Origin of the sequence: Halorarius litoreus (genome assembly GCF_024362405.1) — an archaeon.
Lineage (GTDB): Archaea > Halobacteriota > Halobacteria > Halobacteriales > Haloarculaceae > Halorarius > Halorarius litoreus.
In genome coordinates, this window is sequence record NZ_CP101454.1 from 710,163 (window position 1) to 722,945 (window position 12,783).

Here is a 12,783-nt window from a genome sequence, read left to right on the forward strand (position 1 = left end):
GCTCAGTCGTTCGTCAGTCCTTCGAGATGGACACGCCGGCGGCCACCCGGTCGAACGTTTCCTCGGAGTTGCCCCACTCGCGGAGCTTCGCCTTCTGAATCTTCTCGTTCTCGGTCTTCGGGAGTTCGTCCACGAACTCCAAGTAGCGCGGGATCATGAAGTAGGGCATCCGGTCGTTGCTCCACTCGATGAGCTCTTCGGGGGTCGCTTCCTTGCCCTCCTCGAAGACGATCCAGGCTTTCACCTCGTCCTCGCCGCCCTCCTCTTCGGCCTTCTCGCCGACGACGGCGACTGCCTGCACGGCCGGGTGTTCGAGCAGCGGCTGTTCGACCTCGTACGTCGAAATGTTCTCGCCGCGCCGCCGGAGGGTGTCGCCCATCCGGTCGACGAAGTAGAACCAGCCGTCCTCGTCTCGCCGGAGGCCGTCGCCGGTGTGGAACCAGCAGTTCTTCGTCGCCTCGACGGTCTTCTCGGGCATCCCGTAGTAGCCCGGCGTGATGATCGAGGAGATCTTCGGCCGGATGGCGTACTCGCCCATCGTGCCGGGCTCGACGGGTCGGTCGGTCTTCGGGTCCACGAGCTGCACGTCGTAGTACTCCTCGAGGAGGAGGCCAGCCGCCCCCTCCGGGCGCTCGACGCCGTAGGGGGCGAGGACGGGCATACAGGTCTCGGTCGTTCCGATAACCTCGGTAATGAACTCGATGCCGTAGCGCTCCTCGAACTCCTCCTGGATGCCGTAGGCCGTCGGTGCGGCGAACAGACACCGGAGGTCGTTCTGGTCGTCGATGTCGCGCTCGGGCTGCTGGTAGACGAAGTCCATCATCGACCCGAGGAAGTTACAGACGGTCGCGCCCGTCTCGTTGAGGCGGTCGACCCAGCCGGAGGCCGTGAACTTCTCGAACAGACAGATCTTGGCCCCAGCGATGAGTGCGGGGAAGACGACGAGCACCTGTGCGTTGCTGTGGAACAGCGGGTTTCCCGTCATGTAGATGTCGTCGTCGGTGAGCTGGACGAGGTTCCGACACTGCTCGGAGAAGAAGTACTGGTGGGAGTACGTCTTCTGGATGGCCTTCGACGGCCCGGTCGTCCCGGAGGTCATGATGATGGAGGCCACGTCGTCGAAGTGCAGGTCGGCCTCGGGGTTCGTCTCCTTCTCGGAGCGGAGGTCGTCGTACGTCAGCACGCCGAGGTCACTGTCGCTCGTCTCGTCGACGTCGTCACCGAGGACGGCGATGCGCTCGAGCGACTCGAGGTCGTCCTCCACGTCCAGTACGCGCGAGACGAACGAGTCGTGGAAGACGCCGAACTCGGCTTCGGTCAGGTTCGCCACGTGGGTCAGCGTCCCCTCCTTGTAGCTCGTGTTGACCGGGACCTCGACGGCGCCGATCTTCGCCAGCGCGAACCAGAGATAGAGATACTCCAGGGAGTTCGGCAGCATCAGCAGGACGTGGTCGCCCTTCTCGATGCCGACGTCGCGGAGCCCGTGTGCGAGCCGGTTGACGATGCGGTTCGTCTCGGCGAACGTCACCTCGATATCCGTGGTCTCCCACTGCAGGAACGTCTCGTCTGCGCGCTCGCTCGCCTGTGCTTCGAGGACTGTGGGGAGGAGCCAGTCCTCCTGGTCCTCCCACTCGAACGTAAAGTCGGCAAAATCGTCGTAGGTTTGCATCGTCGTACCACTTGACTGGCGGGGATATATAATCCACGACTGTCTAGGCGCGGGTCGCCGAGGCTCGGTACCGGTTCCGTGCCACCATATATCAGAGATATTACATAGTGTTTAATGGACGGAGGTTGTCTGTGTTTATCTATCCGCTACGCGAGCGACCCATCATGAAACTCTACGACTGCTACGGAGAGGAGACGTTCGAATCGCTCCAGGACCAGCTCGACCGGTTCGGCGAGAACCCGCTGTACGACGATGTCTTCGCGGAGGCCGGGCTCGACGCATCGGAAATCTCCTCGTGGGAGGAGTTCCGCGAGCTTCCCTTCACGAAGACCGAGGACCTGCTCGCCGACGTGCACGAGAACCCCCCGGAGGGGTCGCTGTACGAACCGGGGTCGATGATCTCGTTCACCCCCGCTGGCGACGAACAGCTGCCGGTGTTCGAGACGCCGGGCGACCTGGACCGCTACGCAGCGGTCCACGGGGAGATCTTCGACCGCCTCGGCATCGAACCGGGGATGCGCGCGATGGTCTCGCTCAGCTACCACGGCTTCGGCACCGGGTATCTCCTCCACCGGGCGCTCGAAGACAACGGCGTCGAGGTCATTCCGGCGGGCCCAGGCGAGGCCGAACAGAAAGCCGAAACCATCGACAAGTACGACGTCGACATCCTCTGGGGGAACCCCAGTTTCGCGCTCGAGATCGCCGAGTACGGCGGCGAGGTGCTCGACGTCTTCATCGGCGGTGGCGAACCGTTCACGAGCATTCCCGGACAGCGCCAGCGCGTCCACGACGCGTTCGGCGACCTCGAGTGTGCGGTCGACTACTTCGGGCTCCGACAGGCGTGGCCGGTGTCCGTCGAGTGTGCCGCCGAGAAGGGGTTACACGTCATCGACGACTACATGATCGCCGAGATCATCGACCCCGACTCCGGCGAGGTGTTGCCGATGGGCGAGCGCGGCGAGGTCGTCCTCACGCACGTCGACCGCGAGGCCGGGGGACTCCTCCGGTACCGAACCGGCGACCTCAGCATGCTCGAAGAGGGGACGAGCCCCTACGTCGACGGGTCGACCGTGATGATGCCCAAGGGCGTGTTCGGCCGGACCGACGGCCAGATGAAGATCAAGGGGGTGAAAGTGTATCCGGGCGGCGTGCTGCTCGTGCTCGCGGGTATCGACGGGCTCTCGACGAACTACCGGCTCCGCGTCACCCGACCGGACAACACCGACCACCTCTCGCTCACGGTCGAGGGTGAAGCCGACGAGGCGGAGCTCCGGCAAGAGCTCAAAGAGCAACTGCTCATCACCCCGGACGAGATCAACTTCGTCGACGAACTGGAGGAGGGGCCACCGGTCGTCGACGAGCGGTACTAGACCCGCGGCAGCACACCGTTCCAGGTGAACGACCGATAGAATATTACCATCTATCCGCCCAACAACGGACAATGAGCACGGAAGGGAGCCAGCGCAGCATCCGGTGTCTGATCGCGAAAGTCGGACTCGACGGCCACGACCGCGGCGCACACGTCATCACGCGGGCGTTCCGCGACGCGGGGTTCGAGGTCATCTACTCGGGCCTCCACCAGTCGCCCGACGCCATCGTCCAGGCCGCGGTCCAGGAGGACGTCGACGTCGTCGGCATCTCCATCCTCTCCGGGGCGCACAAGACGCTCGTCCCGAAGATCGCCGACGGCCTCGACGAGTACGGGGCGGCCGAGGGCACGCTGCTCATCGTCGGCGGTATCATCCCGGAGGACGACCACGACACCCTCTACGATGTGGGCGTCGACGGCATCTTCGGCCCGGGAACCTCCACGGCCGAGATGATCGAGTTCGTCGAGCAGCACCGGCCAGCGCGGTGAACCGAGCCCGAAACAGTCAGGACGTACTACAGATATCTGTCAGTTACCCAAATCTATTTACTGATTCACCGGCGTTGTGACTCCAGGGTGGAAGCTATGATACACGGTAGCGCATTCCAAGAGCTGGGTGTCGTCATCGACGAGCTGGAAGCGCGAGGGCTGACGGTTCTCGATGTGATTACGGAGCGGGGGTCGCTGGCCGACGACCGGACGCTCTCCGTGGAGGTGACCGTCGGGCTCGACTGCCTGGCCCGCCTGTCGGACGCCGAGAACGTCGCCATCGTTCCGAACGAGACCGACGCCTCCGACGGGCAGGTGACCGCGACGTTCACCGTGGAAATTCCCCTCGAAGAGACCGCGAGCGCTGACGCAGCCGACATGGCGGACACCGACGCCGGGGCGGAGGCACCCGACGACGCGACGGAGCCGGGCAGTGAGCGGGACTCGGATCCGGCGTCGGACGACGTCCCGTACTACAAGAACTACGACCTCCTCGCAGCGGTCTACGAGGAACACGACACGTTCGCCGAGATGACCGAGGCGCTGGGCGTCGACGTCACGCCGGCGACCGTCAGAGAGCACATGGTCAAACACGGCATTCATCCGACCGCCTCGGACACCGAGGACGAGGCCGGCCCGGACAGCCGGGACGACACCGACGCGGACCCCCATGACGACGCCGACCTCGATGCGAGCGACGATGATAGTCGGTCGGTCACCATCGAGGCCGACGGCTACGGGCTCCCGGAGCGCGTCACGGTCGAGTCACTCGCTCACGCGGTCCAGAGCTCGCGGACGCTGTACGAAGTACAGACCACCCTCGGGCTGGACCGCTCGACGACCCGATCCCTCCTCACCGACTTCGACCTGCTCGACCTCGTCGTCTCGCGGCTCGCCGCCGACCACTCGACCGAGCTCGAGGAAGTGGTCGACCGCATCCACGCCGCGAGCCCGGCCTGACTGCCCTGCGCTCCCGTTCCGGGGAAACACATATACTCTCGCTCCGGCACGTCTGCCTGTATGAGTGTAGAAGAGCGACTCCAGCGGCTGGAGCACCGGGAGGCCATCAAGGAGCTCCGGTACGACTACGGGCGCTACATCGACCAGCAGCGGTTCGACGAGTTCGTCGACCTCTTTACCGCGGACGCGACGTGTACCTACGAGGGCGTCGGCACCTTCGAAGGCCACGACGGGCTGCGTGAACTCGCGGACGACTACATCGGACCGAGCTTCGTCTACTCCTGTCACCTGTTCCACCACCCGAGCATCGAACTCGACGGCGACACCGGGACGGGGACGTGGTTGCTGGAAGCGTTGATGGCGTACGACGACGGCCGGATGGAGTGGCGACAGGGGCGCTACGAGGACACCTATCGGCTGGTCGACGGCGAGTGGAAGTTCTCGTCGATCACTCTGAACTCGGAGGCACAGGGGTACGACGAGTACGAACTCGTCGACCACGAGGCGTACGGCGAGATTCCGCGCATCAAGTGACCATCGGGCGTGGAGCCGCCCGAGCCAAGGTTCTATGAGGGTGCCCCGAGACGGAGTAGCTGATGACGCCTGAAGACGTCGCAGCCGACTGTGAGACCATCGTACTCCGAACCGACGACCCGGTCGACCACGTCGCGACGGTCGTGATCGACCGCCCGGAGGCCCGCAACGCGATGAACGACCAGCTGCGCGAGGAACTGAAGGACGTCCTCGACGCCCTCGACGCGTCGGACGTTCGTGCGGTCGTCCTGACCGGCTCCGGGGACACGGGCACCTTCGTCTCGGGGGCCGACCTGAAGGACCTGCAGGGCCGCTCGGTGACCGAGCAGCGCCGGTGGAGCAACCGACGCAAGGTGTACGAGGTGGTCTCGGAACTCTCGAAGCCCGTCGTCGCACGCATCAACGGCCACGCCTTCGGTGGGGGGCTCGAACTCGCCCTGGCGTGTGACATCAGGGTCGCCCCCGACGACGTTCGCGTCGGCTTCCCCGAAGTCGGGCTGGGACTCATCCCGGGCGGCGGCGGCACCCAGCGGCTCCCGCGGCTCATCGGCGAAGGGCAGGCGATGCGGCTCATCACGACCGGCGAACTCATCACCGCGACGGAGGCGAGCGACCTCGGTATCATCGACGTGCTCGCGACCGACGACTCGCTCGACGAGGCCGTCACCGACCTCGTCGAGGGCATCGCCCAGCACAGCCCGCTCACGCTCGAGTACGCCAAGGACGCGGTGAAGGCGAGTTCGCGCCTCGACCTCGAGGCGGGCATCGAGTACGAGAAGGAGCTGTTCGTCCAGCTGTTCGCCACCGACGACAAGGCCGAGGGCGTCGCCGCGTTCCTCGAGGACCGCGACCCCGAGTGGTCGGGGACGTAGTCGACTCGACCTACGCCGTCTTGTCCATCTGGACGATGGGCTCGACGAACATCCGGTCGGCCGGCACCTTCGACAGGAACCGCTTGGAGTCCTCGATGGCCTTCTCCTGGAGGTCCGACTCGCCCGCCGCCGCCGCGTCGTCGAGGCGCTCGAAGTAAAGCTCGGCGATGCCGTCGTACATCGCCTCCTCGGGGTCGACCGGGACCGAGGTGACGTACTTCTTGAGGTTCGGCATCTCTTTGGCCATCTCGACGTGCGGGCCGTGCCAGTGGTCGAGGAACTCCTCGTGGGTCATCTCTGATTTCTTCTCGAGGAAGACGACGAGTTTGAACATCGCTGTGCTACCACACAGCAAGAACCCGTATAAACGTTCGGTGGGCCGAGCGTCGGTGCCTCAGACGAGGTCCGGCATGCCGGACTTCTTGAGGACGGCGGCGATCTGGTTCTTCTGGATCTCGTCGGTGCCGGCGGCGAGGCGGCGGCCGCGAGTCATCCGGTAGAGGTACTCGAGCGGGTGGCCCTGCTGGTAGCCGTTGGCGCCGTGAATCTGGAGCGCCTCGCTCACGATGTGTTCGGCGCGTTCGGTGGAGTAGAGCTTCGCCATGGACGTCTCGAGGCGGTCGGGAATCCGACCCTGCTTGTGTGCGTTGAGCGCCGCCCGGTAGGTCAACATGCGTCCGGCTTCGAGCTCCGTGAGCATGTCCGCGAGCTTCCACTCGATGCCCTGGAAGTCGCCGATGGGCTGGCCGAACTGCTCGCGCTGCTGGGAGTAGTCCAGGGCCTTCTCCATCGCGTTTCTGGAGAAGGAGTTGGCGAGCGTCGCACAGCCCAGCCGCTCCCAGTTGAGCGCCTTCAGCTGGTCGACGAAGGCGTCCTTCCCGCGCGTGAGGACGTTCTCCTCGGGGATCTCGACGTCGTTGAACCGGATCTGGCTCTGGGTGCCGCCGTGCATGTTGGTGTAGTGTTCCTGCACCTCGACGCCGTCCCAGTCGAACTCGATGATGAGCGAGCCGAGCCCCTCGGGGTACTTCACCCAGACGACGGCGGCGTCGGAGTGTTTGATGTTGCTGACCCAGATCTTCTCGCCGTTGAGCACGAGGTCGTCGCTGACGGTCGTCCGCATCGAGCCGACGTCGGACCCCGACTCCGGCTCGGAGATGGCGATGGCGATGGCCTTCTCGCCGTCGACGACCGGTGGGATGTACCGGTCTTTGGCTTCCTCGCTGCCGAACATCTCGATGGCTCGGGGGGCGACCATCTGCTGGTTGTAGAGGAACTCCGCCGTGTCGGGACAGACGGTGCCGACGGCCTCGATGCTGAGCATCGCTTCGAACTCGCCCATCCCGCCACCGCCGTACTCTTCGGCGATGTTGATGCCCAGGAACCCCCGCTTCGCGAGAAGCTCGATGTTCTCCCACGGCGGCTCGCCGTGCCAGTCGAACGCCCGGTCGGCGAACTCCTTTCTCGCGATGTCCTCCAGCGACGACAGCACCATCTCCTGCTCGGCAGTCAGGTCGAACATTGGTTGGCTGTAATCCGTGAACGGCATACAAAAAGCCATCGAGAAATCGGGTGGGTTCACCCGTCTCTCGGGCTCGGGGAACAGCTTTACGTCCCGAGCCAAAGTCACTCAACCATGCGCGACGCATATCTGATAGGTGCGGGACAGAGTGATTTCGGTGCGTTCCCCGACGAGAGCTACCGGTCGCTGTTCCGGACCGCCTTCGAGGAGATGGTCGAGAGCGTCCCGGATGGCATCTCGCGGGACGACATCGACGAGGCGTACATCGGGATGGTGAGCATCGGTGGGCGCCAGATCGGGCTCCCGGGGCCGGCCGTCACCGAACACGTCGGGCTCGACGGCATCCCCTGTGTCCGCCTCGAGAACGCCTGTGCGGCGAGCGGGTACAGCATCCGACAGGCAATTCAGGCCGTCAGAAGTGGGATGGCCGACGTCGCGCTCGCCGGCGGCACCGAGGTGATGAACGACCTCGGCCGTGACCGTGCCCGCTACTGGCTCGGCGTGAGCGGCGAGATGGAGTGGGAGCGCATGGCCGGGACGACGTTTTCGGGCGTGTTCGCGCAGATGGCCAGCGCCCACATGAACGAGTACGGCACGACGCGCGAGCAGCTCTCGCACGTCGCCGTCAAGAGCCACGAACACGGGGCGAAGAACCCCCACGCGCATCTCGGCTACGAGTGTTCGCTCGAAGACGCGGAGTCGGCACCGACCATCGCCGCGCCGCTCGGCCTCTACCACTGCTGTCCGATGTCGGACGGCGCGGCGTCCGTGCTCATCGCCAGCGAGGACGTCGTCGACGACTACACCGACGACCCGATTCGCGTCGCCGGCGCCGGCGCGTCGAGCGGCGGCATCGGGCTGTTCGAACGCGACTCCTACACGTCGATTCCGGCGACGAAGCAGGCAGCCGAGTCGGCCTACGAGGAGGCCGGCATGGCGCCCGAGGACCTCGACTTCGCCGAGGTTCACGACTGCTTCTCCATCGCGGAGGTCATCGCCTACGAGGACCTGGGCTTCTGTGAGCCCGGTGAGGGCGGGGCGTTCGCCGAGAGCGGCGAGACCAGACTCGGCGGCGACCTCCCAGTCAACACCTCCGGTGGCCTCAAGAGCAAGGGCCACCCCATCGGTGCGACCGGGGCGAGCCAGATGGTCGAAGTGTTCGAGCAACTGAGCGGCCACGCTGGCGACCGGCAGGTCGAGGACGCGACCGTCGGGCTGGCACACAACATCGGTGGCAGTGGCGGTGCAGCGACCGTTCACATCCTCGAGAAGGAGGGGTCGGCATGAGCCCCGGCATCGCTGCGGTCGGGGCGTACGCGCCGCGGACGCGACTGCCCGGCGACGCCATCGCCGAGGCGTGGGGGCAGTTCAAGGCGGGCGGCATCGAGGAGACGGCCGTCCCCGGGGCCGACGAGGACGTCCTGACGATGGGGTACGAGGCCGCGAGGAACGCGCTCGACGCGGGCGAACTCACGGCCGGAGACGTCGGCGCGGTTGCCTTCGCGACGACGAACCCGCCGGTCGAGGAGGAGTCGCTCCTGCCGCGGTTCGCCGCGATGCTCGGCGTGTCGGAGACGGCCGAGTCGACCCTCTATACGGGGTCGCTGACCGTCGGCGTGCGGGCGCTTCGCGGGGCCACTCGCGCCGTCGAGTCGACGGGACCCGTGCTGGTCGTCGCGAGCGATGCTCCGCGCGGGGCGCTCGACGAGGCGCTCGAACAGGGGGCTGGCGCGGGTGCGGCAGCCTTCGTCGTGACGGCCGACGGCCCGGCGACGCTCGATGCCTTCGCGACGGTCTCCGAGCCAGCCGTCGGGACGCGCTTCCGTCAGCGTGGCAACGAGCGCTCGGAAGGGCTGGGCATCACGCCGTTCGACAGGGAGACGTTCGAGACGACCGTCACCGGCGCGCTGGAGCGACTCGCGTACGACGAGGACGCCGTCGATGCGGTGGCGGTGCAGGCGACGGACGGCCGCCAGCCGTATCGTGTGGCGGGCGCACTCCCGGTGTCCGGCGAGCGGCTGAAAGCACACGCGACCGTCCACACCCTCGGCGACACGGGTGCAGCGAGCGTTCCGCTGAGCCTCGCCACTGCCCTCGCAGACGACGCCTCGGGAATCGTCGGCATCGCCGCCGGGTCGGGCGCCATCGCGGAAGCGGTCACCGTCGACGTTGCCGACACGGTGCCGACGGCGCTCGCGCTCGACGGCGAGACCGACGTCGACTACGCCACCTACCTCCGCCAGCGTGGTGAGATTACCGGCGGCGAGCCGCAGGGGGGTGGCGGCTACGTCACCCTCCCCACGTGGCACCGCTCGCTCGCACAGCGCTACCGCCTCGAAGCGGGCCGGTGTCCCTCCTGCGAGCGGCTCAACATGCCACCACAGGGCGCCTGCAGTCACTGCCGAGCGCTCGTCGAGTACGAACCGGTCGAACTCGCTCGGACCGGGACCGTCGAAGCGTGCTCGGTCATCTCACAGGGCGGTGCGCCACCGGAGTTCGCGGAGCTCCAGGGTCGCGCTGGCGCGTACGCGACGGGAATCGTGGCGTTCGACGGGCCGGACGGCGGGTCGGCGAGCCTGCCCGCGCTGTTCGTCGAGGTCGACCCGGACGACGTCGCCGTCGGCGACGAGGTCGAGCGGACCATCAGGAAGATCTACACGCAGGAGGGCGTCACGCGCTACGGGTTCAAGGTCAGACCGGCCGTCTGAGTCGGCTACTCTTCGTGGTGACTCGTGCGGGCGATGCGCGGGACACCTTCGACCGTTATCGTCTCGCCGAGGATGTAGCTCGCCGCCGGGCTCGCGAGGAACTGTGCGACCGAGGCGAGCTCGTCCGGCGTGCCGATCTGCCGGTCGACCTCCTCTCGGTCGATGTCGTCGGCGCCGATGCCCTCCTGGCTCTCCAGGCCTTCGGTGGCGATGAGCCCCGGCATGATGCCGTTGACGCGGATGCCGTACTCGGCCCACTCGTAGGCGAGCGTCCGGGTGAGGTTGTTCATGCCGGCTTTCGACGCGGCGTAGTGGGTCATTCCCGGTGCTCCGTCGCGCGCCGCGACGCTGGAGATGTTGATGATTGTCCCCTCCCCGCGTTCGCGCATCTGTTCGCCGACGACCTGTGCGCAGTTGAACGCTCCGTGGAGATTGATGTCGACGATGGTCTTCCAGCCGTTCTGGCTGATGTCCTCGAAGGGGGCGACGAAGCTCGCACCGGCGTTGTTGACCCAGATGTCGATAGGGCCGAGCGTCTCTGTGGTTTGCTCGACGAGGGCTTCGACAGCCTCCCAGTCTCGCACGTCGCATTCGACCGCGAGCGCTCGGCCGTCGTGGTCCGCGTCGTTGATCGACTCCGCGACCGGGTCGACGTTCTCCTGTGACCGGGAACAGACGACCACGTCGACGCCGTCGCGGGCGAACCGCTCCGCGATCGCACGACCGATACCTGAAGACGAGCCGGTGACGACTGCCGTCGAACCGCGAATCTGGAAATCCGTTGTAGTCATTCGCGAGCGAAGCTTACACCAACGGACTTGTAAATCTATCTCGACCCGAGTGACGCGTCATGCACGCCGTAGTGGACGCCTCTGCCCCCGTCCAGTGGAGTGGCCATCGGACATCGTCTCACGGCGCAGTACACGTTCTGTGTAGCCGGAACCAGCGTGGCCACTCCCACACCGGAGCGGCCATCACCTGAGCGTTTCCCGACAGTGATACGACCAATCACACAGCCACATAGTATATCCGGAAATATCGGAACCGAAATCCGATTTCCACACAGTTATATTTCCAGACTGTAGGTAGCGGACATATCTGCCGTGTCGTGGTCTGCAGAGCGTTCGGTTCACACGGATTGTCGGACCGGTTGTCCCGCGGTAGTGCCGATCTCCCGGTGAAACGGGAGTGTATCGCCCGTAGACGCCCAGTTACCATAGCCGAAAGAACGGAGTCAGATTCCGGCATTGCCGGAATGATGTCGAACCCACACACGCAACCGCGGTGTCGAAGGAGCGTCCACATTGACACGACCGAGGCCCTGGTGGAGACGTCACGAAGCACGTTACAAACGTAGTCATGTAATGGACGGCAGCAGAGACGTTACAGACCTACTATTGTAATGTTTCCTACGATCCGAACCCGACGGCGGTGGTTCGGCGAGTAGGGCCGGTGCGTGGCCCCGACTACGGACCCGGCGTTGCGGGCTCGACCCCGGTGTTCGATCGCAGCCACGCCAACACATCTGTTCCGGAATGCCCGGACGGCAAGATTCGCCCATGTTCCCCCGTTGCCACCGTGACTTCGACCTTAGTGAGTATACAGTTGATAGCTCCACTCATCGTAGTTCCGGATTTCCCGGACAAATTTTGTTACTATTTATCATGCCACATGATATCACAGTAACTCGGGACGGCTCGAGCACGTCCCGTCAGCACACGGACGCGGTCGAGAGACGCTCGAACGATGTCGGGCACGACCCGCCCTGAATCCACGGTGGCACGTATCATCGGCCGGTTCATTCCGGCAGCGTGTGGTGGACTGCTGTGTAACCCGTGGGCAGTTTCCGGCTATCTCGGATAAGTTTATGTGACCCCACAACATGGCCCACAGCATGAACAAACGGATGCCGGTCAAAACGACGGAAGTCGCGTTCGACGTGGTGGAAGCATTGCTCGAGCTCGAGGGGGCACGGTTCACCGATCTGGTGGACCACATGGACATGCCGAAGAGCACGCTCCACGACCACCTTCGGACGCTGGAGTCGATGGGGGTCGTCGTCAAGTCGGATAACATCTATCGGGTGGGGTCGCGGTTCCTCGAACTCGGGGCACGGGCGCGAAAACAGCAGCCGATCTACGAGGCCGGACGTCCCGAAGTCGAGGACCTGGCGAAGGAGACGGGAGAGCACGCGAGCCTCTCCATCGAGGAGCGCGGGCGTGCGGTGTTGCTCCACGTCGCCAAGGGCACCAATGCAGTCAACCTTGACGCCTACGCCGGACGGCCGACACCGCTCCACGCGAACGCCGCCGGCAAGGTGATGCTCGCGCATCTACCCGAGGAACGAATCGATGAAATCATCGAGGACCACGGGCTGGCGGCCTACACCACATACACGATCACCGACCCGGCCGTGCTCAAAGAGGAGCTCGAAACCATTCGGGAGCAGCGATACGCGACGGACACGAACGAACTCGTCGAGGGGGTCAAAGGCGTCGCCGCACCGATTCTCGACCGCGGGGCGGTCGTCGGTGCAATCGCCGTCGGCGGCCCCGCAAATCGGATGCGCGGTGAGCGGTTCGACGAGACGCTGCCGGATCTCCTGCTCAGTGCCTCGAACATCATCGAGCTCAACCTCACCTACGGCTGAGACCGCCCCC

General features: G+C 65.4%; 12 protein-coding genes. 8 read left to right on the forward strand and 4 right to left on the reverse strand.

Annotated elements, in window-relative coordinates:
* Positions 1–13 precede the first annotated feature (13 nt).
* The gene (locus NL126_RS03670; protein WP_255197559.1) at positions 14–1,669 is read right to left on the reverse strand and encodes an AMP-binding protein; all 1,656 of its coding nucleotides are present in this window, start codon (positions 1,667–1,669) and stop codon (positions 14–16) included.
* Between the two features lie 164 nt (positions 1,670–1,833).
* Between NL126_RS03670 and NL126_RS03675 the strand changes: the two genes are divergently transcribed.
* From NL126_RS03675 to NL126_RS03695, 5 genes are all read left to right on the forward strand, one after another.
* Positions 1,834–3,039 (forward strand): phenylacetate--CoA ligase family protein, encoded by a 1,206-nt coding sequence (locus NL126_RS03675; protein ID WP_255197560.1) that lies wholly within the window; start codon positions 1,834–1,836, stop codon positions 3,037–3,039.
* A gap of 71 nt (positions 3,040–3,110) precedes the next feature.
* Positions 3,111–3,527 (forward strand): cobalamin B12-binding domain-containing protein, encoded by a 417-nt coding sequence (locus tag NL126_RS03680; protein ID WP_255197561.1) that lies wholly within the window; start codon positions 3,111–3,113, stop codon positions 3,525–3,527.
* Positions 3,528–3,623: 96 nt separating this feature from the next.
* Complete coding sequence (locus tag NL126_RS03685; protein WP_255197562.1) at positions 3,624–4,487, forward strand: DUF8073 domain-containing protein; 864 nt, start codon at positions 3,624–3,626, stop codon at positions 4,485–4,487.
* A 60-nt stretch (positions 4,488–4,547) separates the two neighbouring features.
* On the forward strand, positions 4,548–5,021 hold the full coding sequence (locus NL126_RS03690; protein WP_255197563.1) for a nuclear transport factor 2 family protein: 474 nt from the start codon (positions 4,548–4,550) through the stop codon (positions 5,019–5,021).
* A gap of 62 nt (positions 5,022–5,083) precedes the next feature.
* Entirely contained in the window at positions 5,084–5,893 is an 810-nt protein-coding gene (locus NL126_RS03695) for an enoyl-CoA hydratase/isomerase family protein (RefSeq protein ID WP_255197564.1), read from the forward strand.
* A 10-nt stretch (positions 5,894–5,903) separates the two neighbouring features.
* Here the strand turns inward: NL126_RS03695 and NL126_RS03700 are convergent, their stop codons facing one another.
* Positions 5,904–6,227: an EthD family reductase gene (locus NL126_RS03700; protein ID WP_255197565.1), complete on the reverse strand. Its 324-nt coding sequence runs from the start codon at positions 6,225–6,227 to the stop codon at positions 5,904–5,906.
* A 60-nt stretch (positions 6,228–6,287) separates the two neighbouring features.
* Complete coding sequence (locus NL126_RS03705) at positions 6,288–7,415, reverse strand: acyl-CoA dehydrogenase family protein (protein ID WP_255197566.1); 1,128 nt, start codon at positions 7,413–7,415, stop codon at positions 6,288–6,290.
* Between the two features lie 114 nt (positions 7,416–7,529).
* On the opposite strand from NL126_RS03705, the gene NL126_RS03710 reads away from it, so the two are divergent.
* Positions 7,530–8,702, forward strand: coding sequence for a thiolase domain-containing protein (locus NL126_RS03710; protein WP_255197567.1), 1,173 nt, complete (start codon positions 7,530–7,532; stop codon positions 8,700–8,702).
* On the forward strand, positions 8,699–10,123 hold the full coding sequence (locus tag NL126_RS03715; protein WP_255197568.1) for a zinc ribbon domain-containing protein: 1,425 nt from the start codon (positions 8,699–8,701) through the stop codon (positions 10,121–10,123). Before NL126_RS03710 ends, NL126_RS03715 begins: the two co-directional genes overlap by 4 nt.
* Positions 10,124–10,128: 5 nt before the next feature.
* Here the strand turns inward: NL126_RS03715 and NL126_RS03720 are convergent, their stop codons facing one another.
* The gene (locus NL126_RS03720) at positions 10,129–10,914 is read right to left on the reverse strand and encodes an SDR family NAD(P)-dependent oxidoreductase (protein WP_255197569.1); all 786 of its coding nucleotides are present in this window, start codon (positions 10,912–10,914) and stop codon (positions 10,129–10,131) included.
* 1,103 nt (positions 10,915–12,017) lie between these two features.
* Between NL126_RS03720 and NL126_RS03725 the strand changes: the two genes are divergently transcribed.
* Entirely contained in the window at positions 12,018–12,773 is a 756-nt protein-coding gene (locus tag NL126_RS03725; RefSeq protein WP_255197570.1) for an IclR family transcriptional regulator, read from the forward strand.
* The last annotated feature ends 10 nt before the right edge of the window (positions 12,774–12,783 follow it).